25 protein-coding genes are annotated in these 26,285 nt (G+C 72.5%); 13 read left to right on the forward strand and 12 right to left on the reverse strand.

The window, feature by feature from the left end:
• Nucleotides 1–12: 12 nt before the first annotated feature.
• Entirely contained in the window at nucleotides 13–447 is a 435-nt protein-coding gene (locus AB0J88_RS30450; protein WP_364347751.1) for a hypothetical protein, read from the reverse strand.
• 393 nt (nucleotides 448–840) lie between these two features.
• Here AB0J88_RS30450 and AB0J88_RS30455 point away from each other — a divergent pair, with 393 nt between their 5' ends.
• The 3 genes from AB0J88_RS30455 (at nucleotide 841) to AB0J88_RS30465 (ending at nucleotide 2,549) form a co-directional block, all read left to right on the forward strand.
• The gene (locus AB0J88_RS30455; RefSeq protein WP_364347754.1) at nucleotides 841–1,194 is read left to right on the forward strand and encodes an STAS domain-containing protein; all 354 of its coding nucleotides are present in this window, start codon (nucleotides 841–843) and stop codon (nucleotides 1,192–1,194) included.
• Between the two features lie 71 nt (nucleotides 1,195–1,265).
• Nucleotides 1,266–2,027 carry a serine/threonine-protein kinase gene (locus tag AB0J88_RS30460; RefSeq protein WP_364347757.1) on the forward strand — a complete coding sequence of 254 codons (762 nt, stop codon included), beginning with the start codon at nucleotides 1,266–1,268 and terminating at the stop codon, nucleotides 2,025–2,027.
• Between the two features lie 9 nt (nucleotides 2,028–2,036).
• Nucleotides 2,037–2,549: an SRPBCC family protein gene (locus tag AB0J88_RS30465; protein WP_364347760.1), complete on the forward strand. Its 513-nt coding sequence runs from the start codon at nucleotides 2,037–2,039 to the stop codon at nucleotides 2,547–2,549.
• Here AB0J88_RS30465 and AB0J88_RS30470 read toward each other — a convergent pair.
• The gene (locus tag AB0J88_RS30470) at nucleotides 2,543–3,616 is read right to left on the reverse strand and encodes a hypothetical protein (protein WP_364347763.1); all 1,074 of its coding nucleotides are present in this window, start codon (nucleotides 3,614–3,616) and stop codon (nucleotides 2,543–2,545) included. The two genes, AB0J88_RS30465 and AB0J88_RS30470, sit on opposite strands and share 7 nt — an antisense overlap.
• Before the next feature lie 230 nt (nucleotides 3,617–3,846).
• On the reverse strand, nucleotides 3,847–4,755 hold the full coding sequence (locus AB0J88_RS30475) for a cation diffusion facilitator family transporter (RefSeq protein ID WP_364347766.1): 909 nt from the start codon (nucleotides 4,753–4,755) through the stop codon (nucleotides 3,847–3,849).
• Between the two features lie 169 nt (nucleotides 4,756–4,924).
• Between AB0J88_RS30475 and AB0J88_RS30480 the strand changes: the two genes are divergently transcribed.
• Entirely contained in the window at nucleotides 4,925–7,462 is a 2,538-nt protein-coding gene (locus AB0J88_RS30480) for an ABC transporter permease (protein WP_364347769.1), read from the forward strand.
• 53 nt (nucleotides 7,463–7,515) lie between these two features.
• On the opposite strand, the gene AB0J88_RS30485 is transcribed toward AB0J88_RS30480, so the two are convergent.
• Together AB0J88_RS30485 and AB0J88_RS30490 are read right to left on the reverse strand one after the other, a co-directional pair.
• On the reverse strand, nucleotides 7,516–7,806 hold the full coding sequence (locus AB0J88_RS30485) for a metal-sensitive transcriptional regulator (protein WP_364347772.1): 291 nt from the start codon (nucleotides 7,804–7,806) through the stop codon (nucleotides 7,516–7,518).
• 14 nt (nucleotides 7,807–7,820) lie between these two features.
• The gene (locus AB0J88_RS30490) at nucleotides 7,821–9,878 is read right to left on the reverse strand and encodes a copper-translocating P-type ATPase (RefSeq protein WP_364347775.1); all 2,058 of its coding nucleotides are present in this window, start codon (nucleotides 9,876–9,878) and stop codon (nucleotides 7,821–7,823) included.
• A 57-nt stretch (nucleotides 9,879–9,935) separates the two neighbouring features.
• Here AB0J88_RS30490 and AB0J88_RS30495 point away from each other — a divergent pair, with 57 nt between their 5' ends.
• From AB0J88_RS30495 to AB0J88_RS30505, 3 genes are all read left to right on the forward strand, one after another.
• Nucleotides 9,936–10,253 carry a hypothetical protein gene (locus AB0J88_RS30495; RefSeq protein ID WP_364347778.1) on the forward strand — a complete coding sequence of 106 codons (318 nt, stop codon included), beginning with the start codon at nucleotides 9,936–9,938 and terminating at the stop codon, nucleotides 10,251–10,253.
• Nucleotides 10,254–10,263: 10 nt separating this feature from the next.
• Entirely contained in the window at nucleotides 10,264–10,839 is a 576-nt protein-coding gene (locus AB0J88_RS30500) for a YdeI/OmpD-associated family protein (protein WP_364347781.1), read from the forward strand.
• A gap of 69 nt (nucleotides 10,840–10,908) precedes the next feature.
• Nucleotides 10,909–11,835 carry a superoxide dismutase gene (locus AB0J88_RS30505; protein ID WP_364347784.1) on the forward strand — a complete coding sequence of 309 codons (927 nt, stop codon included), beginning with the start codon at nucleotides 10,909–10,911 and terminating at the stop codon, nucleotides 11,833–11,835.
• Here AB0J88_RS30505 and AB0J88_RS30510 read toward each other — a convergent pair.
• Nucleotides 11,825–13,930, reverse strand: a complete 2,106-nt coding sequence (locus AB0J88_RS30510) for a UvrD-helicase domain-containing protein (RefSeq protein WP_364347787.1) — start codon at nucleotides 13,928–13,930, stop codon at nucleotides 11,825–11,827. The genes AB0J88_RS30505 and AB0J88_RS30510 overlap by 11 nt on opposite strands.
• 153 nt (nucleotides 13,931–14,083) lie before the next feature.
• Here AB0J88_RS30510 and AB0J88_RS30515 point away from each other — a divergent pair, with 153 nt between their 5' ends.
• Nucleotides 14,084–15,136: a saccharopine dehydrogenase NADP-binding domain-containing protein gene (locus AB0J88_RS30515; RefSeq protein WP_364347794.1), complete on the forward strand. Its 1,053-nt coding sequence runs from the start codon at nucleotides 14,084–14,086 to the stop codon at nucleotides 15,134–15,136.
• A 73-nt stretch (nucleotides 15,137–15,209) separates the two neighbouring features.
• On the opposite strand, the gene AB0J88_RS30520 is transcribed toward AB0J88_RS30515, so the two are convergent.
• Nucleotides 15,210–16,139 (reverse strand): alpha/beta hydrolase, encoded by a 930-nt coding sequence (locus tag AB0J88_RS30520; protein WP_364347797.1) that lies wholly within the window; start codon nucleotides 16,137–16,139, stop codon nucleotides 15,210–15,212.
• 257 nt (nucleotides 16,140–16,396) lie between these two features.
• On the opposite strand from AB0J88_RS30520, the gene AB0J88_RS30525 reads away from it, so the two are divergent.
• Together AB0J88_RS30525 and menC are read left to right on the forward strand one after the other, a co-directional pair.
• On the forward strand, nucleotides 16,397–17,248 hold the full coding sequence (locus tag AB0J88_RS30525) for a GNAT family N-acetyltransferase (protein ID WP_364347800.1): 852 nt from the start codon (nucleotides 16,397–16,399) through the stop codon (nucleotides 17,246–17,248).
• Nucleotides 17,249–17,258: 10 nt separating this feature from the next.
• Nucleotides 17,259–18,380: an o-succinylbenzoate synthase gene (gene menC, locus AB0J88_RS30530; protein WP_364347803.1), complete on the forward strand. Its 1,122-nt coding sequence runs from the start codon at nucleotides 17,259–17,261 to the stop codon at nucleotides 18,378–18,380.
• On the opposite strand, the gene AB0J88_RS30535 is transcribed toward menC, so the two are convergent.
• The 5 genes from AB0J88_RS30535 to AB0J88_RS30555 form a co-directional block, all read right to left on the reverse strand.
• Nucleotides 18,332–18,532 (reverse strand): hypothetical protein, encoded by a 201-nt coding sequence (locus AB0J88_RS30535; RefSeq protein WP_364347805.1) that lies wholly within the window; start codon nucleotides 18,530–18,532, stop codon nucleotides 18,332–18,334. The two genes, menC and AB0J88_RS30535, sit on opposite strands and share 49 nt — an antisense overlap.
• 73 nt (nucleotides 18,533–18,605) lie before the next feature.
• On the reverse strand, nucleotides 18,606–20,795 hold the full coding sequence (locus tag AB0J88_RS30540) for a hypothetical protein (protein WP_364347808.1): 2,190 nt from the start codon (nucleotides 20,793–20,795) through the stop codon (nucleotides 18,606–18,608).
• Between the two features lie 149 nt (nucleotides 20,796–20,944).
• A complete protein-coding gene (locus AB0J88_RS30545; RefSeq protein WP_364347811.1) occupies nucleotides 20,945–21,967 on the reverse strand; it encodes a glycosyltransferase family 2 protein in 1,023 nt (340 codons plus the stop codon).
• A 60-nt stretch (nucleotides 21,968–22,027) separates the two neighbouring features.
• Nucleotides 22,028–23,743 carry a glycoside hydrolase family 3 protein gene (locus tag AB0J88_RS30550; RefSeq protein WP_364347814.1) on the reverse strand — a complete coding sequence of 572 codons (1,716 nt, stop codon included), beginning with the start codon at nucleotides 23,741–23,743 and terminating at the stop codon, nucleotides 22,028–22,030.
• A gap of 152 nt (nucleotides 23,744–23,895) precedes the next feature.
• A complete protein-coding gene (locus AB0J88_RS30555) occupies nucleotides 23,896–24,387 on the reverse strand; it encodes a DUF3145 domain-containing protein (protein WP_089248762.1) in 492 nt (163 codons plus the stop codon).
• Between the two features lie 218 nt (nucleotides 24,388–24,605).
• Here AB0J88_RS30555 and AB0J88_RS30560 point away from each other — a divergent pair, with 218 nt between their 5' ends.
• The 3 genes from AB0J88_RS30560 (at nucleotide 24,606) to AB0J88_RS30570 (ending at nucleotide 26,279) form a co-directional block, all read left to right on the forward strand.
• The gene (locus AB0J88_RS30560) at nucleotides 24,606–24,935 is read left to right on the forward strand and encodes a hypothetical protein (RefSeq protein WP_364347817.1); all 330 of its coding nucleotides are present in this window, start codon (nucleotides 24,606–24,608) and stop codon (nucleotides 24,933–24,935) included.
• A 121-nt stretch (nucleotides 24,936–25,056) separates the two neighbouring features.
• Nucleotides 25,057–25,617: a TetR/AcrR family transcriptional regulator gene (locus tag AB0J88_RS30565; protein ID WP_364347820.1), complete on the forward strand. Its 561-nt coding sequence runs from the start codon at nucleotides 25,057–25,059 to the stop codon at nucleotides 25,615–25,617.
• A complete protein-coding gene (locus AB0J88_RS30570) occupies nucleotides 25,614–26,279 on the forward strand; it encodes an alpha/beta hydrolase (RefSeq protein ID WP_364347823.1) in 666 nt (221 codons plus the stop codon). Before AB0J88_RS30565 ends, AB0J88_RS30570 begins: the two co-directional genes overlap by 4 nt.
• Nucleotides 26,280–26,285: the final 6 nt, after the last annotated feature.

The following is a 26,285-nucleotide window of genomic DNA, read 5'->3' on the forward strand; positions in this document are numbered from 1 at the left end:
CCCGCCCTGTTCTCAGCTGTCCAGCGTCGACTTCGCCCGGTCGGCATCGACGAACTCGATCTCCTCGACCCCGGCACCCTGCGCGTCGTCACCCATCCGGGCGATCGCGGCCCGGGACGCCGAGCCGGCGGCCCAGCCGATCGCCGCGCCGACCGCAGCCGCCGCGACCACCAGCACCCAGGGGGTGGGCATCCGGCGGCCGGCCAGGGCGTCGAACGCGAGGCCGGCTCGCCGCCGGGCCTCGTCGGCCGCGTCGCCGACGACGCTCGCCGCGCCGCCGACGGCACCGACCGCACCGGTGACCGTGCTGCCGGCGCCGCCGGCCAGATCGGCGGTGCGCCGGCCGGCCTGGCGCGCCGAGTCGACGAAGGCGTGCAGGTGGTCCCAGGCTTCGTCACTGATCCGCTCGGCCCTGCTCCGGCGGTCAATGAGGTTGGTTCCGAACATCCCTGCTGTCCTCCTCGGTCGCCGAACCTGCCACTTCGGACGCAACGGAGCGTCCGGCTGTTTTGGTGAGTGCCCGCCGGTCAGTGGGCGCAAACCACGGAACGCGACGAAGCTCACTGTGGACGGTCGGCATGGCCTCACTCAGTGTGACGGCCGCCACGTGCGGTAGGCTGGCCGCGGCCGAATTCGACACGTGTGTTCGGTTCACACGAGTCGAAGGTCACATATTCATGTTTTTGCCGGCTATGCCGGTTTCGGAATACGAGAAAGGGGAAAGTACGCGGCCGCAAGGCTGGCGACCATGTGATGGATGCGAATACTCTCGGTCGCGGTCCGCGTACTGTCGAAAGGTCCCCTGGATGCGGACCGAGGTTCGAGCTCGGAGGTAGTTGCGTGAGTCTGTCGATCGTGACAACTCGGCGTGCCAACGGAGTCCTCGAGATTGCCCCCCGCGGTGAGATCGACGTCGACTCCGCCCACGAGGTCAAAGAGGCCATCGCCACTGCGCTGACCGATGACCGCCCCACCCGGATCGAGCTCAACCTCCGGCTGGTGAGCTTCATCGACTCTGTCGGGATCAGCGCCATGGTGGCCGGCTTCCAGACCGCCGAGGTGAGTGGCGTCAAACTGGTGGTCACCGAGCCCAGCCGGTTCGTGCACCGCCAACTCTGGGTGACCGGTCTGCTCGGCCTCTTCGGTGCGCCGGAGCCCTATCTCGGCGACCTCAACACGCCGGCGGGCGCCTGACCCTTATGGGCGGTTAAAGCCTTCCCGTCGGCTCTTGTCCGGGCTCGTGCGATACGGCAGAGTCCCGCATCGTGGCGTGGTTGCGGATGGGCACGACCATCCTCCGGCGGTACGTCCTGCTGGCCCCGATCGCGCGCGGTGGCGTGTCGACCGTCTACCACGGCTTCGACAGCCACTCCGCCCGGCCGCTGGCCATCAAGGTCATCACACCCACCCACGCGGACGCCGCGGGCCGCGAGGCCGCGATCACCGAGCGGCTCCGCCATCCCAGCGTTCCCAAGGTGTACGACCACGGGAGCGCGCGCCTACCGGACGGCTCCGTCTCCCCGTACGTCGTGCTGGAACTGCTCGACGGCGTCCCGCTGGCCGGCCGGCTGGTCAGCGGCGCGCTGCCGTGGCCCGAGGCCGTGCGGATCGCGGCGACCATCGCCGACGTCCTGGCCGTGGCCCACCGCCGCGGCGTCGTGCACCGCGACGTCTCCGCCCGCAACGTGATGCTGACGAGGGCCGGCGCCAAGATGATCGACTTCGGTCTGGCCGGTCCGGCCGGCGCACCCGGGCTGCCCGCCGACGACGTCCTCGCCCTCGGCGCGCTGCTGCTCCGGATGCTCACGGGGTGGCCCGAGCAGCAGGGTCCACGCCCGGCGCCGGTGCTGACCGTGCCCGGGCTGCCGCGCGCCGTCGCCGACCTGTGCCGGGCGACGATGAGCCGCCAACCAGCAGACCGACCGGGCAGCGCGGACGTCGCCATCGGTCTATGGTCATCGATCATGCCGGCGACCGCTCCGCTGCCTCACACCTTCCCCGCGCCGGCCCTCCACCGCCTCAACTAGGGGTCATCGTTGGCGAAGACCGGCTCGTTCACCTACGACCTGCGGGCCGGCTGCACCGTGGCCGACGCGACGGCGCTGCTCTCCGACTTCAGCCGGCACACCGAGCTCCATCCGTTCATCGTCAAGGTGACCGAGGTGCCGCCGGTGGACGGTGCGCGTCGGAGCTTCGTGATCAACGACCGGTTCCCGCTCGGCCCGTTCCACTTCACCACCACGTACACGGCCGACGTCAAGGCGATCAACACGCTCGGCGAGAGCGTCGTCGAGATCCTCACTGTCGCGCGCCAGCGACCGGGCACCACACTGGACAACTGGACCAAGATCTACCCGGTGTCCGACGGCGGCTGCCACATCGAGGTGCGGATCACGCTGACCGCACCCACGCTGCTCTTCGGGTACGCGTTCAAGCAGGCCCAGAAGGCCCACCACGCGCTGGCGGAGCGGCTTCCCGCGGTGCTGGAGCGCGCATCAGGGGGCACGCCGGACGGCGTACCCCCTGATGTTTCTTCGGGACCTCAGTAGACGCTCAGGTGCACGTGGTTGGTGTGGTCGCTGGACGGGTCCCCACCCGCGCCGCTGTAGGCCTTCCAACCACTGCTGGGTAACCAGATCTGCCGGTACCAGATCACGTAGAGCACGGCGAGCCGGTCCGAGTTGCGGATGAAATAGTTCGCCAGGTTCGTGCCGTAGGTCTTCTCGGCACCGGTCGCGTCGCCCTCGAAGCCGCCCTTCGCGGCCGCGAAGTCGCACGCCCGGCCCTTGGGATGCTCGCCGGAGCCACCGCTGCGGTAGCACGACACGTAGTGCGTGAAGCCGGCCGCCTTGGCCTGGTTCAACGCGTGCAGGGTCCGCGGCGTGATGCAGCCGTTGGCCGGGGTCGGGTCGTTGACGCTGCACGACTCGGTCGGGTAGCTGCCGTCACTGTTGCGCTTGGTGGGTGTCGCGGTGGCGCCGCCGGATCCGCCGGTGTTGCTGCCGCTGCCGCCGGACCGGGCCGCCCTGGCCGCGTCCGCCTTCTGCGCCTTGGCCGCGACGTCCAGCGCCCGCTCGGCCTGGTCCTTGCGAGCCTTCATCAACGCCACCTGGCGTTCCTGCTCGCGTACCTCCGTGCGGATCGCGGCCGTGGCCTGTGCCGCCTTCTCCTTCGACTGCTCCAGGCCGCGGATCTCCCGCTGTTCGTTGGCGGCGACCATGCCGAGCGCGTTGGCCCGTTCCAGGAAGCGCTCGGGCGAGTCGGCGTTGATCAGCGCGGACATCGGGCCGAGCCGCCCGGTGCGGTAGGCCGAGCGGCCGATCTCGGCGACCGTCTCGACGTGCGTGGCCAGCTCCTGCTCGATGTTCCGCAGCGCGGTCTCCTGCTCCTTCTGCTTGCCCTGCGACCTCTTCAGCGCGGTCTGGGCGTCCAGAAAGCCCCGGCTGGCCTTGTCGAGCTGGTCCCGCAGCTCGGCGGTGCCGCCCTCGTCGTCAGGGTCGGCGTTGGCCGGTGCCGTCGGGCCCACGAGCCCGAGGACGAGGCCGAACAGCACGACCGTGGCGACCCGGAACCATCGTCGTCGTCGGAGATGCGGATGACTGGGGGGATCGATCATCTGGGGCATGTCCTTCCGTCACGCCGCCGACCGGGTCAGCTGTCGGGTTCGGGTCGGAAGATCCCTACCGCTCGTGCACGCCCGTCCGGCGAAGATCGGTCTGGACGTTACCCACGATGCCTACGGAGCGGGAGGCCCGTTAAAGAGGCATTAGTGGCTCTTGCCCGCATTTATCCGGGCAAATTGACTGCGAAGGTCACCAAAGTTAAGGCCGCGCTAAGCACCCACGGTCACCAGCGCGCGGTGTGACAACCACCCGTGGTAGCGGCCGGCTCGACCTGGAGGGTGGCGTGCTCGATGCCGAAGCCGTCGTGCAGGGTCTCGCGCGCCGCGGTCAGCACCGCCGACAGCTCGGCGTCACCCTCGATGCCGAGGTGCGCGGAGGCCACCTCCATGCCCGAGGTCAGCGTCCAGACGTGCAGGTCGTGCACGTCGCACACGCCCGGCACCGCGCCGAGCGAGGTGCGCATCGCGGCGACGTCGAGGTGCTCGGGTGCGGCCTGCACCAGGATCCGCAGCGCCTCGCGACCGAGCTTCCAGGTGCGGGGCAGGATGAACAGGCCGACGGCGACCGCGATCAACGGGTCGACCACGAACCAGCCGGTGCCCGCGATCACCGCCGCGCCGACCAGCACGCCGACCGAGCCGACCAGGTCGCCGAGCACTTCCAGATAGGCGCCCCGGACGTTGATGCTCTCCTTCGCGCCCCGGCGCAGCAGCACGAACGCGACGATGTTGGCGACCAGGCCCAGCCCGGCGACCACCAGCATCGGCGTCGTGTTGACCTCGGGGGCGTCGCCGAACCGGCGCACGGCGGCCACCAGCACGTAGAGCGCGACGCCGAAGAGCAGCACCGCGTTGGCCAGCGCGGCCAGCACTTCCAGCCGGTAGAGGCCGAACGTGCGCTGCGGGTCGCGCGCGGCCCGCCGGGCGGCGGTGATCGCGGCCAGCGCCATGCCGATGCCCAGGACGTCGGTGAACATGTGGCCGGCGTCGGAGAGCAGGGCGAGCGAGCCGGTGGCGAACGCGGTGATCGCCTCGACCACCATGAAGACCGCGAGCAGGCCGAAGGCGGCCCAGAGCCGCCCGCGGTGCTGGGCGCCCGCGTCGCGCACGCCGTGGTCGTGTCCTGCCCCCACCGGTCCTCCAGCCCTCCGTCTCCGCTGCTCACTACAGTCTTATGCAAACATCGCTATGTATGCAAAGGTGACACCGGGAACCATTCCCATTGTCCGCCCGACGCGACTGTCGTCTTGTTTACCCGTGGGGCGTGGCGGGTTTCCGTGGTTGTTGATCAGACTGGGGCACGTGAAACGGCCTCTCCTTCGCCTCGCCGTGACCGGTTTCCGGGCGCACGCCGTCCGGCTCGTGCTGACGGGCTTCGCGGTGATGGTCGGGGTGGGCTTCCTGGCCGGCACCCTGGTCTACGGCGACACCGCGCGTGCGGCGTTCTACGACGACCTGGCGCGCTCGGCCCGCAACGTCGACGTGGCCGTCGAACCCGCCGCGCTGCTGGCGGAGCGGGACACGGTGGAGACCGTCGCCGCGGTCGACGGGGTGGCCGCGGTCGACGGCCGGATGGCGGCCTGGCTCAGCATGCTCGACCGCGACGGCCGGCTGATGATGGACCACGGCCACGTCGGCTACGGGCTGTCCGTGCCCGACGTGCCCGCGCTGGCGGCCTACGACCTGCTCGCCGGCCGCCTGCCCGTCGGGCCAGGTGAGCTCGCGGTGGAGAAGAACACCGTGGCCCGCGCCGGCTTCACGGTGGGCGGCCCGGTGACCGTGCTCGACGCCGAGGGCGACCCACGAACGCTGACCCTCGTCGGGGTGCTCGACCTCGGCGTCAACCGGCTCTACGGCGGGTCCACCGTGGCCGCGCTGACCGACGCCGAGCTCACCGCGCTGACCGGCACGGAACGGTTCGCCGAGGTGGTGGCCGCCGCCCGGCCCGGGGTGTCCGAGGCGGTGCTGCGCGACCGGGTGGCGGCCGCGCTCGGTCACGCGTACCCGGTGCTGACCGGGGCCGAGCTCCGCGACAGGCTGGCCGTCGAGGCCGGCAAGTACGTCACCGGCTTCGTCGCCGTGCTGCTCGGCTTCGGCCTGGTCGCGGTGACCGTGTCGGCGTTCGTCATCTACAACACGTTCGCGATCCTGGCGGCCCAGCGCACCCGCGAGCTGGCGCTGCTGCGCGCCGTCGGCGCGTCCCGCCACCAGGTCAGCGGCACCGTGCTGCTGGAGGCGCTGCTGCTCGGCATCGTCGCCTCCGTCGGCGGCCTGCTGATGAGCGTCCTCATCGGGTACGGCCTGATCTGGGGCCGCGAGCTCGTCGCCACCGACATCCCGCTGCACACGCCCGTGGTGCGCTGGCCGACCTTCCTCGTCGCCGTCGGCTTCGGCACCTTCGTCGCGGTGGTCTCCGCCCTGGTGCCGGCCCTGTCCGCCGGTCGGGTCGCGCCGCTGGCCGCCCTGCGCGACGCGGCACTGTCCGAGCCGCGGGCGGTGGCCGGCGGCCGGCGCACCGCGCGGGTGGTCGCCGCCACCCTGCTGGCCGCGCTCGGTCTGCTCGCGGTCGTCGCCGGCGTCCCGCTGGGCTTCCCCGGCCTGCCGCTGGTGCTCGGCGGCGGGATGCTGCTGTTCGTCGCCGCCGTGGTCGCCGGCCCGCTGCTCGTGCCCCGGGCGGTCGCGCTGGTGGGCTGGCTGCCGGCCCGGCTGTTCGGCACGGTGCCGGCGCTCGCGGTGGCCAACACGCGGCGCAACCCGCGCCGGGCCGCGGCCACCACGTTGGCGCTGGTCATCGGGGTGGCGCTGATGTCGCTGTTCGCGGTGCTGCTCGCCACCGCCCGGGACCAGAGCGGCCGGGAGTTGACCGAGAACTTCCCGGTCGAGTTCACCCTCAACCGGGCGCGCACCGACGGCACCTTCGAGTCGATGCGGGCCGGCATGCCGGCGGGCCTGGCGTCGGCCCTGCGGGGGCACCCGGAGTTCGCGACCATCGCGGAGGTGCGCTCGGAGGTGCCTCTGCCGGGGGAGCGCACCCGGGTCGCCGCGGTGCCGCCGTCCCAGCTCCGCGGCGCGATCCGCCCGGAGGTGACCGCGGGCTCACTGACCGACCTCGGGCCGGCCACGGTGGCGCTGGCACGGGACTGGGCGGCCGAACGCGGGCTGTCGGTGGGCACACCGGTGCCGTTCGGGGCGCTCGGCACGCTGCGGGTGGTGGCGCTGTTCGACGACTCGCCGCTGGACGGCTCGGCGCTCGTGTCCTACGAGGCGTTCACGTCCGCGTACGGCGAACGCCCGGCCGTGGAGATCCTGGTCGACCTGGCACCCGGAGTGTCCACGACGGACGGTCGCCGGATCCTCGACGACGAGCTGCGCGCGTACCCGGTGGTCCAGGTGACCAGCCGCGCGGCCGAGGCCGACGAACTGGCCGCCTCGTTGGACGAGCTCCTCGGCATCTTCGCGGCGCTGCTGGGCATGTCGGTGCTGATCTCCCTGTTCGGCATCGGCAACACCCTGGCGCTGTCGGTCGTGGAACGCCGCCGCGAGTCGGCGACGATGCGCGCGCTGGGACTGTCCCGGCGCCAGCTACGCGGCATGCTCCTGCTCGAGGCCGGCCTGGTCGCGGTGGTCGGTGCGATCGGCGGCGTCGCCCTCGGCGGCGGCGTGGGCTGGGTCGCGGCGGCGGCCCTGATCGACACCTACGGCCACGGCGTCCCGGTGCTCCCGGTCGGCCAGCTCACCCTGGTCGTGCTCGCGGCCGCCGGCGCGGCCCTGCTCGCGGCCGTCCTGCCGGCCCGCCGCGCCGCCCGCCTCCCGGTCGTCGCGGCACTGGCCGACGACTGACCGCACTGCCGGCGACCAACCGCGCTGCCGGCGACCAACCGCGCTGCCGGCGACTAGCCGCGCTTCATGAGGCGGCCGACCGCCGCCATCATCTCGCCCGCCATCTCGTCGGCGCGGCCCTCCTCGGCGCCCTCTTTCATGCAGTGGCGGGCGTGGCCGTCGAGGAGGCCGAGGGCGACCTTGTCGAGTGCGGCCTGGATCGCGGAGATCTGGGTCAGCACGTCGATGCAGTAGCGGTCGTCGTCGACCATCCGCTCGATTCCGCGTACCTGTCCCTCGATCCGGCGCAGCCGGCCGACCAGCTGGTCCTTGCTGGCGGTGTAACCGCGCGTCGGGGCTGTCATGTCGTCAACCATAGCTACGAGCCCTCCCGTGTCAGGCGCACGCGGCGCAGCAGTTGCGCGTTGAGCGCCACGACGATCGTGGAGGCGGACATCAGCACCGCGCCGATCGCCGGGCTGAGGGTGAGGCCGGCCCACGCCAGCACGCCCGCCGCCAACGGGATCGCGACGACGTTGTAGCCCGCCGCCCACGACAGATTCTGGATCATCTTGCGGTACGCCGCGCGGGACAGGCGGATGACCCCGCTGACCCCGCGTGGGTCCGAGGACGCCAGCACCACGCCGGCGGACTCGATCGCGACGTCCGTGCCGGCGCCGATCGCGATGCCGACATCGGCGCGGGCCAGGGCCGGCGCGTCGTTGACGCCGTCGCCGACCATCGCCACCCGTAGGCCGCGCGCCTGGAGGTCGGCGACCGCGCGGTCCTTGTCGGCCGGCAGCACCTCGGCGAAGACCTCGTCGACGCCGGGCCGGAAGCCCAGGTCCGCGGCCACCGCCTCGGCCACGGCGCGCGAGTCGCCGGTGATCATCGCGATCGTGCGTACGCCCTGGTCGCGCAGTTGGGCGATGGCCTCCCGGGCCTCGGGCCGCACCTCGTCCTCGAGGGCGAACGCGCCCAGCACCTCGGGCGTCCCACCGAGTTGCAGCAGGTGCAGCACCGCGGCGCCGCGCTCCGCCCAGCCGTCGGTGCGTCCCGTGAGACCGTCCGGCACCGACACCGCGAGCTCGCGCAGCAACGCCGGCCCGCCCACGGCGTACACCGTGCCGTCGATCGTGGCCTGCACGCCTCGGCCGGTCAGCGACCGGAAGTCGCTCGCCGGGGCCGGGCTGCCGGCCGCCGTCACGATCGCCTTGGCCAGCGGGTGCTCGCTGTCGGCCTCGACGCCGCCGCCGAGGCGCAGCACGTCCTGCTCGGTGACGCCCTCGACCGCCGCCACGCCGGTGACCTTGTGCGCGCCCTTGGTCAGGGTGCCGGTCTTGTCGAACAGCACGGCGTCCACGGTGCGCATCCGCTCCAGCGCGAGCCGGTCCTTGACCAGGATGCCGGCGCGGGCCGACACGGCCGTCGACAGCGCGATGACCAGCGGGATGGCCAGCCCCAGCGCGTGCGGGCAGGCGATCACCAGCACCGTGATCGTGCGGACCACGGAGTCGTCCAGGTTGCCGACGGCCCACCACGCGAAGAAGGTGACCACGGCGACCGCGCTGGCGACGTAGAACAGCGCCGCGGCGAACCGGTCGGCCAGCACCTGGGCACGGCCGCCGGACGCCTGCGCCTGCGCGACGAGGCGCTGGATGCCGGCGAGCGCGGTGTCCGCGCCGACCGCGTCGATCCGCACGCGCACCGCGGAGTCGGTGACCACCGTGCCGGCGACCACCCGGTCGCCCGGCTCGCGCGGCACCGGCCGGGACTCGCCGGTGATCATCGACTCGTCGACCTCGGCGGAGCCCTGGACGAGCCGCCCGTCGGCCGGCACCCGGCCACCGGGACGCACCAGCACGACGTCGCCGAGCCGGAGTGCCGCCACGGGCACGGTCTCCATCCCGCCGTCGGTGACCCGCTCGGCGTCGTCGGGCAGCAGGGCGGCCAGCGCCGCGAGCGCGCCCTGCGCCTGGCCGATCGCCTTCATCTCCTGCCAGTGGCCGAGCAGCATGATGGTCACCAGCGCGGCTAGCTCCCACCAGAAGTCCAGGTCGAACGCCCCGGCGGCGGTGGCCAGCGAGGCGCCGTAGGCCACGGTGATCGCCATCGCGATCAGCAGCATCATCCCGGGCGCGCGGTCGCGGACCTCGCGGACCGCGCCGACCAGGAACGGCCAGCCACCGTAGAGGAAGACGAGCGACCCGAGCACCGGGCCGATCCAGTCGATGCCCGGGAAGTCGAGCGAGTAGCCGAACCAGTCCATCACCATCTCGCTGGTCACGACGATGGGCACGGTCAGGGCCAGGGAGAGCCAGAACTTGCGGCGGAACTGCTCCGGGTCGTGACCGGCGTGCTTGTCGTGGCCGGCGTGCCCAGCCGCGGCATGGTGCGACTCGTGGTGCCCGTGCACGGTGTCGATGTCTCCTCGCATGTCTTCACTATACCCCCAGGGGGTATACCCGCAAGCCTTTGTGCGACCCTGACGCGCATGTCCAACGAGCCGGTCGTCATGCAGGTCTACTGCCGCGTCGAGGTGCTGGTCCGCGATCCCGCCGCCGTAGGGGAGCTGGCCGTCCGGGAGCTCACGGAAGCCGACCTCGACTGGTCCGCTGAGCCGGACACGCTCGACGAGGCCGTGGCCGAGCTGCGGACCGACCTGCCGCAGGCGTTGGGCAGCGTGCTCGTGCCGCACCGGATGCTGCCGGACGTGCCCGGCGTGGAGTTCCGCGGCGCGCACCTGTGGGTCGAGCACGGCGGGCCGTCGCCACGGTTCCTTCCGGGCTTCGTCGACCCCGAGGAGCGATAGCCTCGCGCGCATGGATCCGATGACCTTTCGCGCGCTGGCCGACTGGGAGGCCTGGCTGGCCGACCACCACGACACCGCCGGCGAGGCCTGGCTGGTGATCGCCAAGAAGGGAGCCACGACGCCTACCATCTCCGCGGCCGAGGCCGGTGACGTGGCGATCTGTTTCGGGTGGATCGACAGCCAGCGCCGCGGGTTCGACGACTCCCATTTCCTCCAGCGCTACTCGCCCCGCCGCAAGGGCGCGCGCTGGTCGCAGGTCAATGTGGACCGTGCCGAGGCGTTGGTGGCCGCCGGCCGGATGCGGCCCGCCGGGTTCGCCCAGATCGAGGCGGCCAAGGGTGACGGTCGGTGGGCCGCGGCGTACCCGGCCCAGCGGGACGCGAAGACACCCGAGGACCTCGAAGCGGCTCTCGCGAAGAGCCCCGCCGCGGCCGCGCGGTTCGCCGCGCTCGACAAGACCAGCCGCTACTCGGTGATCCTCAAGCTGACCAGCGCACCCAGCGCGGCTGCCCGCGCCAGGCGACTCGTCGACCTGACCGACCTGCTGGCCAGCGGCGAGCCCATCCCGCCGCCGCAAGTTGGTTGAAGATTGAACCGCATCGACATGACGTGCGTGTCTCCCTGAACGGACGTCACGTCGAGAGGAGACGCCATCGTGCGCCACCGAATCGCGCTGGGACTCACCGCGGTGCTCGCCGCCACCCTGCTCGGACCGGCCGGCACAGCCAACGCACACGACAGGCACGACCTGTTCCCGACCACCATCGCGCTGCCGAACGGCTTCCAGCCCGAGGGCATCGCCATCGGCACGCTCCCGTATGCCTATTTCGGATCCCGGGTCGACGGGGCCATCTACCGGGCCAGCCTGGTCACCGGCCGAGGCGAGATCATCAACCCGGGCTTCGGCACCGGGTCGCTCGGGCTCAAGCTGGACGACCGCGGCCGGCTCTTCGTCGCCGGCCAGACCAGCGGCGACGGCCGGGTCGTCGACGCGCGCACCGGCAAGACGCTCAAGGTCTGGAACTTCACCGACGGCACCAGCTTCGTCAACGACGTGATCCTGACGCCGGACGCCGCCTGGTTCACCGACTCGCGAAGCCCCGTGCTCTACAAGGTCCCGCTGGGTCACCACGGCAAGCTGGGCGACACGTTCGAGACCATCCCGCTCACCGGCGACTTCGTGTTCACAGCGGGCGCCACCAACGCCAACGGCATCGCGCGTACGCCTGACGGAAAGAACCTGCTCGTCGTGCAGTCCAACACCGGCCTGCTGTTCGTGGTCGGCCCGGACGGGGTCGCGACGCGGGTCGACCTGGGCGGCGTGCCGATGACCAACGGCGACGGGCTCTGGCTCGAGGGCCGGCGCCTCTACGTGGTGCAGAACCTGCTCAACCAGATCGCGGTCGTCGACCTCAACCGGTCCGGCAGCCGGGGCACGCTGGTCCGGACGATCACCAGCCCGCATTTCAACGTGCCGACCACCATCGCCGCGTACGGGAAGCGGCTCTACCTGCCCAACGCGAAGTTCACGACGGCGCCCACCCCGGACACGCCCTACGAGGCGGTCGCCGTCAGGCGCTGACCTCCACGGTCACCAACCGCTGGGTGGCGCGGGACAGGGCGACGTACAGCGTGCGTACGCCCGCCGCGCCACCCGCCCGGATCTCGCTCGGCGCGACCAGCACGACGGCGTCGTACTCCATGCCCTTGGCCTGGAGGCTGGTGACGACCTGGAGGCGCGGGTCGTCGAGGCCGGCCAGCCACCCGGCGACCTCGCCGACCCGGGGCACCGCCGTGATCACGCCGACCGTGCCCTCGACCTCGCGAAGCTGCTCGTCGACCGCGTCGCGCACAGCCTCGGGCAGCTCTCCGGCGGGCACCGTCAGCGCCACCGGCGGCACGCCGGTCGACCGCACGGCCGTCGGCAGCGGCAGGTCCGGCGCGATCGTGCGGATCTCCGCCGCGGCCACCTCGAAGATCTCGGCCGAGTTCCGGTAGTTGGTCGTCAGCGTGTACGTGTTGCGCGCCCGCGAGCCCAGCGCCCGCTCCCGGGCCTGGTCGAGCTCGCCCGGGTCGCCGGTCCACGCGGTCTGCGCGGGGTCGCCGACCACCGTCCAGGACGCCAGCCGGCCCCGCCGGCCCAGCATCCGCCACTGCATCGGCGAGACATCCTGCGACTCGTCGACCACGACGTGCGCGTACTCCCGGTAGTCGTCGGGCCGGGCGGTCGCGGCGGCCCGGGCGGCACGCGCCCGCTCGGTCGACGTGCTCAGCTCGTAGACGCCGCGCGCCACCTCGAACTGGTTGCGCTGCTGACGCGCGGCCTGCGCCGGCCGGCCGAGCAGGGCGTCGAGCTCGTCGAGCAGCGCGACGTCGGCGATCGTCGGGTCCTCGGCGTCGAAGCTGCCGGTCAGCAGCTCCACCTCGGCCCGGGACAGCAGGCCCTCCGCGTACCGCCGCAGCCGGGCCGGGTCCTGCAGCCAGGCCAGCACGTGCCGGGGGCGCAGCCGGGGCCACCACTCCTTCGCGAACGACCGGAAGTCCTCGCGCTCGGCCAGCGCGCCCTCGAACTCGGCCTTCTTGAGGCCGGGCAGCTTGCGCTCCTGCGCCTGCGCCCAGAGCGCGTCGAACAGCCCGTCGAAGCCGGCCCGGCGCACCTCGTTGCGGCGGGCGCCGCGGGGCAGCGCGCGGGTCCGGATCCGGTCGAGCTGCGCGCGGTCGAGCTGGAGCAGCGTGCCCCGGTAGAGCAGCCGCAGCGTGGTCGGGCCGTCGGGCACCGCGTCGTGCGAGGCCCGTTCGAGCAGCCGGCGCATCCGCAGCGAGCCCTTGACGGCGGCCACCGGGCCGGGGTCTGTGCGGGTCGCCGACCAGCCGGGCACCAGCGTGCCGAGCGAGCGCAGGGTCGCCGACTCCTCGCCGAGGGAGGGCAGCACCGACGCGATGTACTCGACGAAGACCGTGGACGGCCCGACCACCAGGATGCCGCCGCCGGCGAACCGGTTGCGGTCCGAGTAGAGCAGGTACGCCGCCCGGTGCAGGGCCACTGCCGTCTTGCCGGTGCCGGGGCCGCCGGACACGATCGTGACGCCGCCGCCGGGGGAGCGGATCGCCTGGTCCTGCTCCCGCTGGATGGTGGCGACGATGTCGCGCATGCCGTGCCCGGTCGCCTTCGACAGCGAGGCCAGCAGGGCGCCGTCGCCGACGACCCGCATGTGCTCGGGCGCGGCCTCCGGGTCCAGCAGGTCGTCCTCGATGCCGGTCACCTTGACGCCCGACGACTGGATCATGCGACGCCGGATCACGCCGCGCGGCTCGGCCGCAGTGGCCTGGTAGAACGCCGCCGCGGCGGGCGCGCGCCAGTCGACCACCATCGGCTGGGCGTCCTCGTCCCGGACCCCGAGCCGGCCGACGTGGAAACTCGCGCCGCCGTGCAGGTCCAGCCGGCCGAAGACCAGCCCCTCGTGCTCGGCGTCGAGCAGGTAGCGCCGGCGGGCGGCGTGGAACACGAACGCGTCACGCTCGACCAGCGCGCCGAAGTTGCCGACCGAGGCTTGGCGGTAACCCTCCCGCTCGGCGTGCGCGGCCGCCCGGCGCAGTTCGTCGACCCGGGCGTACACCCGGTCCACGTGCTGTTGCTCGGTCGCGATCTCCTGCTGGAGCGTGGTGACGTCGGTCAAGCGGATGGCTCCTCGTGCGATGGCTCGGCCGCAGGTCGTGCGACCAACCCGAACGAGAGTACGGGTCGCCGAGCCCGGACGAATCGGTAACCGGGTCGATGTGCGCGTACTCGCACCTCGATAAGATTGCCCTTGAGCCCTTAGGTTGATGCCGTGTCGCATCAACGATGGATGATCTACGGCGCCAACGGCTACACCGGCGACCTCGTCGCCCGGCTGGCCGTCAGCCGCGGTGCCCGTCCGCTTCTCGCCGGCCGCAACGCCGCCGCCGTCCGCGCCCTCGCCGACGAGCTCGGCCTCGACCACGTGGTCTTCGACCTGCGTGACTCCGCCGCTACCCGCCGTCACCTGGCCGAGGTCGACGTGGTCGCGCACTGTGCCGGCCCGTTCGTGGCCACGTCCGGCCCGATGGTCGACGCCTGCCTCGACACCGGCACCCACTACCTCGACGTGACCGGCGAGCACCCGGTCTTCGAGGCCGTGCTGGCCCGCGCGCAGGACGCCCGTGCGGCCGGGGTCGTGCTGCTCACCGGGGCCGGCTTCGACGTCGTGCCGACCGACTGCCTGGCCAACCTGCTGCACGCGGCGCTGCCCGACGCGACCGCGCTCGAGCTGGCCTTCGTCGCACCGGGCGGGCTGAGCCGGGGCACCGCGACCACGGGCCTGTCGATGAACGCTCGCGGTGGGTGGCGGCGGATCGCGGGCACGCTGGTGCCGACGCCGATGGGCACCCCGGCCCGCGACGTGCCGTTCCCGACCAAAGTCCGCCGCGTCGGCGCCGTGCCGTGGGGCGACCTGGTGACCGCGCACCACTCGACCGGGATCGGCGACATCGTGGTCTACACCCGGGTACCGGCGCCGAGCCTGCTGTCGCGGCTGATCCGGTTCGCGCCGGTCCGCGCGCTCGCCGCCCGGGCGATCAAGCGTCAGCCGCCCGGCCCGACCGCCGCCACCCGGGCCGCGACCACCTGCGAGGTGTGGGGCGAGGTGCGCAACGCGGCCGGTGAGGTGCGCACGGCGACGCTCACCGGCCCCAACGCGTACGACCTGACCGCGGACGCCCTGCACCGCGCGGTGGAGCACCTGCTGGCCGGCACGGGCGGCCGCGATGGCGGCGCGGTCGCACCCGGCGCGCACACGCCGGCCACCGCCTTTGGTCCTGACTTCCTGTCGCAGCTCGACCGGGTGGTGGTCACCGCTCCCTAGCCCGCCCGTTCCGCGTCCGAGGCCAGGTCGCGGGGGCTCCAGGCGCCGGCTGGCCGCCGCTGCGCGACAGGGCCTACGCGGCCTGGAGGTCCTCGGTGGCCGGATCCGGGCCGAGGGCCGCCCTCGTGACCTGGGCCAGCGCCGCGGTGACGATCGCGGGGCGTTCGAGCATGAGCATGTGGCCGGCGCCGGGGCAGACGGTGAGCTCGGCGTTCGGCAGGGCGGCGGCGATCGAGACGGCGCAGGGCGGCGGCGTGAGCCGGTCCTGGTCGCCGACCAGTGCCGCCGCCGGCAGGTCGCCCAGCGCGGCCAGCGTGGCCAGGCGCTGCTGCTCGCCGACCGACGAGCGGAACGCGCCGATCGCGAGGAGCTGCGCCCGGGCAACGGCGGCGGTGGTGACGATCAGGTCCTCGGGCACGCACCGGTCGCCGAACAGCAGCCAGCGCAGCGAGGGCGCCAGCGCGCGCAGGACGTAGCGGTGCACCCGCCAGGAGCCGCCACGCGCGAGGATGCCGGCTCCGGTGGTCTCCGCGAGGCGGATGAGGCGCGTGATCCGCGGGGGGAGGCCGTACACCGTGTGGGTGTGTCCCTCGGCCGTCGTCGAGATGAAGACAAGCCCGGCCACCCGCAGCGCGAAGAACCGTGGATGCCCGTGGGCGAACTCCATGATCGTCATGCCGCCGAGCGAGTGACCCGCGAGCACGACGGGGCCGGTGGGTGCGACGGCGGTGATCACCTCGGCCAGGTCGTCGCCGAGCTGGGCCAGGTTGGCGCCGGCCCGGTTGGTGCCGCTGGAGCGGCCGTGCCCGCGCGCGTCGTACGCCACGATCCGCACCGGCGTGCCGAGCGTCTCCTCGAGCGTGGCCAGCTGGCGGTGCCAGGTGCGGGTGTCGAGCGTCCACCCGTGCAGCAGGAAGACGGTGATCGGCGCGTCGTCGGCCCCGCTGATCTCGACGTGCAGCCGCACGCCGTCGGGCAGCGTCACCGAGCTCCGCTCCGGCATGGTCACCTCCAAGGCCGAGGATTCCGCACCGATGTTCTTACCCACGTGCATACCGGGCAGTAACAATCATGCCTTAAGCTGCGTTCAGGACGCTAGATCGAAGATCCGTTTTACCCCGTTTCGCCAAAAGTGCGTTGGATGGGCGGCTGGGCCGTGGGTGGCAACGTAAAGAAAACCGTCAATTACCTACGGTAGCCTCGACACGAGGCCTGTTCACCTGTTGAAGTAAGGACTCGGTCTGCACAATGGGAGGCTGGGTGGACGAGCTGATCGCGGAGGCGAAAGAGGTCGCGACCGCCGCCGCGACCCGGCTGGGCATCACCGTGCGGGAGCTCCGCGAGCCCGCCGCGCACGACGAGGCGGCACGGCTGTTCGGCAGGATCTGGCGCACGGACTCGCCCAACGAGCTGCTGGACGCGCGGATGATGCGTGCGCTGTCCTACGCCGGCAACTACGTGGTGGGCGCGTTCCGCGACGAGCGGATGATCGGCGCGGCGGTGGCCTTCTTCGGCCTCGACCATCTCCACTCGCACATCACCGGTGTCGACCCGGCGACGCAGAGTCGCGGCGCGGGCCACGCCATCAAGCTGCACCAGCGCGCCTGGGCCCTGGACCGGCGGATCGAGTCGGTGCACTGGACGTTCGACCCGCTCGTCCGCCGCAACGCCTACTTCAACCTGCACAAGCTCGGTGCCCGGGCGGTGAAGTACCTGCCGGACTTCTACGGCGTGATGACCGACGGCATCAACGCCGGCGACGCCACCAGCGACCGCCTCTACATCCAGTGGGACGTCGCCTCGCCCGAGGCCATCGCGGCCGCGGCCGGTGACTCCCGCGAGATCAACATGCAGGCCGTGTACGCCGCCGGCGCCGAAGTGGCCCTCGCCCGCGACGACTTCGGCCGCCCCAGCCCGGGCAAGGCGGTCCACGACGGCCGCCCGCTGCTGGTCGCGGTGCCGCTGGACATCGAGGCCCTGCGCGGCACCGACCCGCCCCTCGCGGTCGCCTGGCGCCGAGAGGTGGGCGAGGCTCTCTGCGCCGCGTTCGACTCCGGATATCGCATCGCCGGGATGGCCCGCGATGGTTGGTACGTCATGGAAGCCGAGTAAAGGACAACTGTTGAACCTGCGTGGTCTCGAGCTCCGCCGCATCGCCCTTCCCCTGGTCAGCCCGTTCCGCACCTCGTTCGGCACCGAGACCGCCCGCGACGTGCTGCTGGTCCGCGCCGCCGGCGACGCCGCCGAGGGCTGGGGCGAGTGCGTGGCCATGTCGGAGCCGCTCTACTCCAGCGAGCACGTCGACGGCGCCGCCGAGGTGATCCGCCGCTTCCTGCTGCCCGAGGTGGTCGCCCTAGCCAAGGCGGGCGAGCTGACCGTGCCGCGGCTGGAGTCGGCGCTGGAGCGCATCAAGGGCCACCCGATGGCCAAGGCCGCCGTGTTGACCGCGCTGCTCGACCTGTCGCTGCGGGAGTCCGGCACGTCGTTCGGCACCTACCTCGGCGCGGTCCGTTCGACCGTCCCGGCCGGCGTCTCGGTCGGCATCATGTCGTCGATCCCGGAGTTGCTCGACGCCGTCGACGGCTACCGCGCCCAGGGCTACGTGCGGATCAAGCTCAAGATCGAGCCCGGCTGGGACGTCGAGGCGGTCCGCGCGGTCCGCGAGCGCTTCGGCGACGACCTGCTGCTCCAGGTCGACGCCAACACCGCGTACACCCTGGCCGACGCCCGGCACCTCGCCCGGCTCGACCCGTTCGACCTGCTCCTGATCGAGCAGCCGCTGCCCGAGGACGACCTGCGCGGGCACGCCGCGCTGGCCCGGCTCATCCGCACCCCGGTCTGCCTCGACGAGTCCATCACCTCGGCCCGGGCGGCCGCCGACGCGATCGCCCTGGGCGCCACCTCGGTGGTCAACGTCAAACCGGGCCGGGTGGGCGGCTACCTGGAGGCCCGCCGGGTGCACGACGTGTGCGCGGCCAACGGCGTGCCGGTCTGGTGCGGCGGGATGCTCGAGACGGGCCTCGGCCGGGCGGCCAACGTGGCCCTGGCGGCGCTGCCCAACTTCACCCTGCCGGGTGACACGTCGGCGTCGGACCGCTACTTCGCCCGCGACGTCACCGAGCCATTCGTCCTGGACGCCGACGGTCACGTCGCGGTGCCGACCGGCCCGGGCCTCGGCGTGACGCCGGACCTCGACTACCTGACCGAGATCACCACCGCGACGGAGTGGCTGCCGCTGTCCTGAGCCAGCCCGCCGTCGTCCCGCCCGAGCGCGAGCGCGGCGAGCACGATGCCGGCCAGACTGATCACGATCGCGAGAGCGGCGATCACCAGCGCCACCGCGACGAGCACGCTGCGCTGATGCGGAGGCGAAGCCGACCAGCGCGGAAGATTCACGCGCAAACGCTACGTCGCGGTTGGCATGCTAGGTATTCGCCTTTCGAGTGACATGTGCCAAGAGACCGAACCGTCAGCGCAGCTCGTAGACGGCCATCCGGTCGTTGGAGTAGCGCAGGTCGGCCAGGCTTGCCAGGTCCGGGGACTCCGGGCCGGCCTGTCGGTCGGCCACCAGCCACCGGACCTTGTCGTCGGCCCGGAACGCCGCCAGGGACTGGAGCGTCGGTGCCGTGAACGCGGCGTCGTTGCGGGCCAGCAGGGCCGGGTCCCAGAACTCCCACGAGCCGGACTCCGACACCCGGGGCGCGAACGCCCAGCCCTCGACGAGCACCCGGCGCTCCGCGTACGCCGAGAGCCAGAACGACCTCGGGTCGCAGTAGCCGTCGGTCGGCGCGTTGATGCAGTGCGCGTTGGTGGCCACCACGTCCGTCGGCGCGCTGTGGTCGCGCAGCCACCGGGCCGCCTCGACCCGCGAGCGCGGCAGCGGGACCGTGGCGTACGCGCCGCCGTTCGAGAACCGCTCCGACTTGCGCATGTCCATGATCAGGCCTGGGGCGCCGACCACCAGGATCGCGGTCAGCGCCACCACCCCACCCCGGCCCCGCAACGAAGGTCGCCAGCGGCTCAGGGCCGGCCACAGCGCCGCCAACAGCAGCCCCAGCGCGGCCAGCACCAGTGACCAGCGCAGCAGTGGCATCAACGGGTCGATCGCACGAGGCGGCACGGACGCCTCCGCCGGGCCGGCCAGGCGGAACTGTGCGAGCACCAGCACCACCGCGAACGCGAGGGCCTCGACGCCGAGGAAGATCCGGCCGACGCGGGAGAGCTTGGCCCGGTCGTACACCATCGCGTAGCCCCACGCCGACAGCAGCACCGCGAAGGTGAAGCCCGCCCGGGTGAAGTACTGGTTGCCGTCGCCCGGCTGCTTGACCATCAGGTAGATCAGCGGGCCGCCGACGCCGCCGGCCAGCAGGAACACCTGGGTCGGCTCCAGCCGGCCCCGGCGCAGCCAGACCAGCGGGACGATGCCGGCCGCGCGCAGCTGCATGTTGACCAGGAACGCGAACCAGACCGGCAGCACGGCCAGCCACATCGGCCCGTCCGGCGGGGTCCAGAAGCGCTCGAAGCTCCACATCGGCTCGGGCGTCACGCCGTACGCCTGGAACCGGAACAGCACCGCCATCGCGAACAGCTGCGCGGCGCCCGTCAGCACGCCCAGGGTCAGCAGCGTCCACGGGATCTTCCGGCGGGCCAGCAGGACGACGACGAACGTCGCCAGCAGCGCGACCGCGACCACCGGCAGCGAGCTGGCCTTGGCACCGCTGGACGCGACCAGGAACAGGAACGCGAGCACGAAACCGCCGCGTCCCAGGGAGCCCGTCAGCAGCGCGCAGACCACCCCGATCAGCGCCAGCAGCAGCACCCAGGAGTAGATCATCGACATGCCGTGCCAGATCACGAACGAGCTCTGGGTGCCGAACGGCATGGTGACCGGGTCGGTGAAGTTGGTCTCGCCGACGACGAAGAACAGCGCCGCCGCGACCGCGCCGACCAGCGCACGGCCGCTGATCCGCCAGCCGACCACCGCGGTCAGCACGATCGCCAGCGCGCACAGGAACGGGATCGCCAGCCGCAGCGCGATCACCGGCAGGTCGATCCCGCCGATCATGCTGCTCGACGCCATGTGCGCGTAGCCGAACCAGTGGTAGAACAGCGGCTCGCCGGCCACCTGCGGCACGTGCAGCGGGAACTGGTGCTTGGCCTCGCCGGCCAGGGACAGCTGGTAGGCCAGGTCGAGGTACTGCCGGGTGTTCTCCGACGTCGGCAGGATCGGGTTGCGTTCGAGGAACGTCGACGACAGGTAGGTGGTGAAGAACGCCACCGCGCCCCCGACCGCCCACGAGAACCCGAGCGGAGCCGCGTGCTCGTAGCGGGGAAGGAAGTGGCGGCGCAGTCGGGGCACGCCGGCGAACAGCGCTACCACGATCAACGGCCAGGCCCACAGCACCCCGCGGATGTCCAGCACCGAGACCAGCGTCCACGCCGGCAGCTCGAGCACCAGGCCGACGGCCGTGCCCATCGCGAGGTCGTCGAGCAGCGAGTGCGGCGTGCGGCGCAGCGCGCGATAGACAAGGGTGCCCGGCAGGGTGAGTGCGAGGGCCACGTAGAGCGCGTACTTCACCAGGTCGAGGACGGCGGTGTCCGCGGCGACGAGCACCCACGCGACGTACAGCACCGTCGCCAGGAAGGGCAGGACACGCACGAGGGGATACGCGCGACGGGGCGCACCGGTCTCGGAGGAGACCGACGAAGCCGGCGCGGGTTCCGCCGGCACCGGCGGCCTCGCGACCGGAACCGTTGGCGGGGTGACGTCAGCGGCCCGCTCCTGCGCGGGCTGCTCGGCGGGGGCGGTCACCGGCGGCTGTCGGCCAGCACGGCCGGGTCGTCGTCCGCCGCGGGGCGCTGCTCCGGTGCTCCACCGGGATCACCGCCGTCGCCGGGATCGCTGTCGCTGGCGATGAAGTACGCCGGTCTGGCCTGCACCGCCGTGTAGATCCGGGCCACGTACTCCCCGAGCAAGCCCAGACACAGCAGCTGGACGGCCCCGAGGAACAGCACCGCGACCAGGATCGACGGCCAGCCGGTGACGGTGCGGCCGGACGCGAACGCGACGATCACGGAGATCACCAGCAGCCCGCACACCGCGACGCCGGCCAGGCCGAGCCACGTCGCCACCCGCAGCGGCGCCGCGGAGAAGCTGGTGACGCTCTCCGCGGCGAGCGCGAGCATCCGGGAGAGCGGGTACTTGGTGCGGCCCGCCGCCCGCTCGGCCCGCAGGAAGCGCACCTCGCCGCTCGGGAAGCCCAGCCAGGGCACGACCAAGCGCAGCACCGGGCTGCGCTCGGGCAGCTCCCGCAGCGCCTCGATCGCGGCCCGGCTGAGCAGCCGGAAGTCGCCCGCCTGGGCCGGCACCTGCTTGCCGACGAGCTGCCGCATCAGCCGGTAGTACGCGCCGGCGGTGAGCCGCTTGAACGCGGTGTCGGAGCTGCGGTCACCGCGTACCCCGTAGACGATGTCGAGGCTCTCGGCCCGGGCCAGCGCGAGCATGTCCGGGATGAGCTCGGGCGGGTCCTGCAGGTCGGCGTCGATGCTGACCACGTAGCTGCCCTTCGCCCGCAGCAGGCCCGCGATCAGTGCCGCCTGGTGGCCGCCGTTGCGGCGCAGCCGGATGACCCGCAGCTCGGGCCAGCGTTGCCGCAACCCGCTCAGGCCGGCCGCGGTCGCGTCGGTGCTGCCGTCGTCGACCGCGACCACCTCATAGGGCTCGGCGAGCCCGTCGAGGGCCGCGCGCAACCGCTCCGCGAGCAGCGGCAGCACGCTCTCCTCGTTGTACATCGGCACGACCACGGAGAGTGCCGGATCCTGCTGAGCCATCCCGCCCGTGCTCCTCCCGCACTTCGAACGGGGGAACCGTATCAGGCGGGCCGGGGCAAATCAGCACACGCTACGGGGCAAACCGGGCACATCTACCGGCGACTTGCCGGTCGGCTTCTGCTTTCCGGCCAGGACCTGGGCCAGCGCCTTCAACGAGTCCGGGGTGGACGAGTACGTGGCCAGCACGTTCGGCGACTTCGCCTTGCCGAGGACGTACGGCGTGTCCATCCCGACCGTCACGTCGGCGGTCGCGCTCAGGTCACCCGCGCCGTCGCCGTAGCCGACCAGGTGCACGACCCGGCCGCCGCTCGGCTTGACCTCGACACCGGCGCTCCGGAGCGCCTTCTCCAGGTTGGCCTTGGCGGTGTCCCGGCCTCCCGAGGTGGTCACGGTGACCGGGCCCTTGACCGGCACGCCGCACTGGCCGCGGAGCTGGGTGACGGCAGCGGCGGACAGGCCGCTCGCGACGTCCAGGTGCGACTGCGACGCGAGCACGTTCTGGTCGCCGACCTGCGCGTCGGCCAGCGTGAACCGCAGCGTCAGGTCGCGGGTGACGGCCTCGACCAGCCGGTCCTTCTTCAGCGAGCCGTTGTGCAGCCCGTCGAGCAGGCCCTGGTGCGCGCCGCCGATGTCCGGTGGCATCAGCAGCAGGTCGTTGCCGGCGTTGAGGGCGCGCACGGCGGCCTCGCCGGCCGGCCACTTCTCGGCCGGCGCCATGTTGAGCGCGTCGCTGACCACGACGCCCTTGAAGCCGAGCTCGCCGCGGAGCACGTCGACGAGCGCCTTGTGCGAGAACGACGCGGGCACGCCCGGCTCGATCGACTTCACGTCGAGGTGGCCGCTCATCACCATCTGCGCCCCGGCGTCGATGCCGGCCTTGAACGGCGCCAGGTCGACCTTGGCGAGGTCGGACTTGCTCTTGCCGATCACGGGTAGGTCGGTGTGCGAGTCCGACGGGGTGCTGCCGTGCCCGGGGAAGTGCTTGAGGGTGGCGGCGACGCCGGCGCCCTGCAGGCCGCGGACCGAGGCGGCCACGTGGTCGCTGACGGCCTTCGGGTCGGAGCCGAACGAGCGCGAGCCGATCACGCCGCCGTCGGGGGTGCCGAGCACGTCGGCGTCGGGCGCGAAGTCGACGTTGAGCCCCATGGCCCGCAGCTCGTCGCCGGCGACCTTCCAGCCCTGCTGGGTGGCAGCGGAGTTGCCGCCGGCGCCGATCGCCATCGCGCTGGGCAGCAGCGTGACGCCGCTCTTGATCCGGGTGACCGCGCCGAACTCCTGGTCGGTGCCGATGAAGATGGGCGCCTGGCCGCCGGCCGCCTTCTGCAGCCCGTCGGTCAGCGCGGTGATCTGCTTCGGGTTGTCGACGTTGGTGGTGGCCTGGTTGGTCGACGTCGGGTCGTCGGCGGAGAAGCCGACCAGGATCAGCCCGCCCAGGTGGTACTTCTGGATCATCTGCGCCGGGGTGTCGACCTTGCCGAGCTTCTGGTTGCCCGTCGCCGACCCCGCGCTCACGTCGGTGGCCGAGGCGCCGTAGGCGTAGGGCATCAGCACCTGCCCGGCGAGCTGCTCGTCCGAGAGCGTCTTGACCAGTGCCGACGCGCGGGCCGCGGGATCGCCGGCCGGACTCGGGCTGGCGGGTGCGGCCGTCGCGGACGGCGGGGACGAGGACGGTGCTGCCGCGCGGGGCGCCGGCTTGCCGCAGGCAGCGACGGCCACGAGGATCGCGGCAACCACAGCGGCGAAAAGCAACGCGAGGCGGCTCCGGGGGGAGGCCATCGAGCCATGATGGCCAGGTCGTTGCTGAATGAGCAAGTGAAGCAGACGATACGGTCGGTCCGGAATTCGCACGAACTGGCTGCCCCTGGTCGGCCCTGGCCTGCGGTGGGTGGTTTCCCGGTCGGCCGAACGGCCCCGGTGGGGGGCCGCGATCAGCCCACGCGGGTGAGCAGAGTCACCGGGGCGCCGTCGCCGGCGTACCGGTAGGGCTCTAGCTCGCCGTCCCAGGCGGTGCCGAGCGCCTTGTCGAGCGCGTGCTGGAGCGCCTCGGGGGCGCGCGAGCTCGCCATGATGGCGCGCAGTCGGTCCTCGCCGAGCTGGATGTCACCGGCGGCCCCGGCGGTCGCCCGGAACAGCCCGCGGCCGGGCACGAACATGAAGCGTTCACCGTCACAGCCCGGGCTGGGCTCCTCGGTGATCTCGAAACGGATCATGGGCCACTGCCTCAGGGCAGCAGCCAGCTCCGCGCCGGTCCCCGCCCGGCCGGTCCAGCTGCACTCGGTGCGCCGCGCGCCGGGGTCGACCGGCTGCGCTGTCCAGTGCAGTGTGACCGGCGCGGTGAGGACGCGCGCGATCGCCCACTCGACGTGTGGGCACACGGCGAGCGGGGTCGAGTGGACGTAAACGACGCCACGCGTTGGCACGGTGACCTCCCGAAGACACGAGGTGCGTCTTCCCCTACGACCTCGCGCCACTCCGAGTAGTCAGCAATCATGATGACGCCTGTTGCCGATGTTGCGCCAGGGAATCGGAAAACTGGTTGGGACGATTGGTCCGGATGGCCGATCCACCGCTGGTGCTACCCTTCACTGGGCCCCTGCGGTCCATTTCCCATGTACGCGCCCTTGCAAGGAGTCCCCCCGTGGCGAGTAACACCTCCAAGACCGCGCGCGCGTCCGTCCGGGCTGGCCAGGCCGGGCAGGGTGGCGCACTGAGCGTGCTCGGTGAGTTCAAGTACCTCATCCCGCTCAACAACGGGAAGTTCGTCTACGTCCGCAACCTGACGAACGGCAAGACCAACCACCTGCGCACCGACTCCGACGCCTTCGTCGAGGAGATCCGGACGCTGGCGGGTGCCGGCCACGCGGCGAAGATCCGCGTCGAGCTCAACGGGCTGGCCGAGGCCTTCCCGGGCCACGGCTGGGACGTGACGGAGAAGCGCCTCGTCGACGCGGGCGTCTTCGAAGCCTGAGTTCCACCACAGAGTTCCATCGAAAGAGCGCCCCGGCCAACCGCCGGGGCGCTCTTCCGTGTCCCCGAGCGCTCTCGTGACGCTGTAGACAGTGTCTACCTACTACTGGTAGACACTGTCTATGTGCGACGAGCCGCTGCGTGACCGACTGGTGCGGGTCGGCGTCGAGCTGCTGGAGCAGGAGGGGCTGCCGGCCCTGACGCTGCGGGAGATCGCGCGCCGGGCCGGGGTCTCCCACGGCGCGCCCCGCCGCTACTTCCCGACCCACCTCGAGCTGCTGTCGGCCATCGCCCGTGCGGGCTTCGCGCAGCTCGAGGTCGCGGTCCGGCCCCGGCCCGGCGACGGCCCCCGGGCACAGCTCGCCACCCTCGCCCGGGGCTACCTGGCCTTCGCCCGGGCCAATCCCGGCATGTTCGCGCTGATGTTCCGGCACGACCTGCTGGCCAGCGGTCACCTCGGCCTGCGCGAGACCAGCCTGCCGCTGTTCGACCGGCTGGTCGACCTGGTCGCCGGCGTCGGCACCCGCTCGGCAGCACCGCCGCGGGTGGTCGCCGGCGCCCTCTGGGCCAACCTGCACGGCATCGCCCAACTCGGCGGCTGGGGCAGCCTCCAACTCGCCACGGGCGAGGACGACCCCGAGCCCCTGGTGTCCGCCGCGCTCGACGCGTACGTACGCGGATGAGCCGCCTGTCCTATCGCGACTCCGGCGGAGCCGGCTCGCCGGTCGTGCTGTTGCACGGCGGCGCCAGCAGCGCGGCGACCTGGGACCGGTTCGCGGCGGTGCTGGCCACGGCCGGCCGGCGGACGGTCGCCGTGGACCTGCCCGGGCACGGCGCCAGCCCGCGGGCGAGGAGCTACCCGCTGACCAGGTTCCACGACGATGTGGCGCACCTGCTCGACCTGCTCGGCCTCGACCGGGTCGCGCTGGTCGGCCACTCGCTCGGCGCGCACACCGCCCTGCTGCTCGCCCAGTCGCGACCGCACCAGGTCAGCCACCTCGTGCTGGAGGAGCTCCCGGTGCCCGGCACCTCGTCCGGCCGGCGGTTCCTGCTGCCGGCGCTGGCCGTGCTGGCCGCGCGCCGCCGCTTCGACCCGCGTGCCGTGGTCTCGGCCGTCCGCCAGCTCCGCTCGCCCGACCCGGCCTGGTGGGACCGCCTCGGCTCGGTCAGCGCGTCGACGTTGCTCGTCTCCGGCGGCCCGCGCAGCCACGTCCCGCCGGCCCGGCTGGCCGAGGTCGCCCGGGCCATCCCGGCCGCGCGGCTGGTCACCATCCCGGTCGGGCATCGCGTCCACAGCCACGACCCCGCCGGCTTCCACGCCGCGGTCCTGCCGTTTCTGAGCTGAAGGAGT

It is taken from the genome of Asanoa sp. NPDC049475 (assembly GCF_040676915.1).
GTDB lineage: Bacteria > Actinomycetota > Actinomycetes > Mycobacteriales > Micromonosporaceae > Asanoa.

Coding starts and splice junctions, on each gene's coding strand:
- AB0J88_RS30520 (WP_364347797.1), bottom strand. CDS start 16,139: ATGCCGGAGCGGAGCTCGGTGACGCTGCCCGACGGCGTGCGGCTGCAC.
- AB0J88_RS30485 (WP_364347772.1), bottom strand. CDS start 7,806: ATGACAGCCCCGACGCGCGGTTACACCGCCAGCAAGGACCAGCTGGTC.
- AB0J88_RS30565 (WP_364347820.1), top strand. CDS start 25,057: ATGTGCGACGAGCCGCTGCGTGACCGACTGGTGCGGGTCGGCGTCGAG.
- AB0J88_RS30490 (WP_364347775.1), bottom strand. CDS start 9,878: ATGCGAGGAGACATCGACACCGTGCACGGGCACCACGAGTCGCACCAT.
- AB0J88_RS30545 (WP_364347811.1), bottom strand. CDS start 21,967: ATGGCTCAGCAGGATCCGGCACTCTCCGTGGTCGTGCCGATGTACAAC.
- AB0J88_RS30550 (WP_364347814.1), bottom strand. CDS start 23,743: ATGGCCTCCCCCCGGAGCCGCCTCGCGTTGCTTTTCGCCGCTGTGGTT.
- AB0J88_RS30570 (WP_364347823.1), top strand. CDS start 25,614: ATGAGCCGCCTGTCCTATCGCGACTCCGGCGGAGCCGGCTCGCCGGTC.
- AB0J88_RS30450 (WP_364347751.1), bottom strand. CDS start 447: ATGTTCGGAACCAACCTCATTGACCGCCGGAGCAGGGCCGAGCGGATC.
- AB0J88_RS30495 (WP_364347778.1), top strand. CDS start 9,936: ATGTCCAACGAGCCGGTCGTCATGCAGGTCTACTGCCGCGTCGAGGTG.
- AB0J88_RS30470 (WP_364347763.1), bottom strand. CDS start 3,616: ATGATCGATCCCCCCAGTCATCCGCATCTCCGACGACGACGATGGTTC.
- AB0J88_RS30500 (WP_364347781.1), top strand. CDS start 10,264: ATGGATCCGATGACCTTTCGCGCGCTGGCCGACTGGGAGGCCTGGCTG.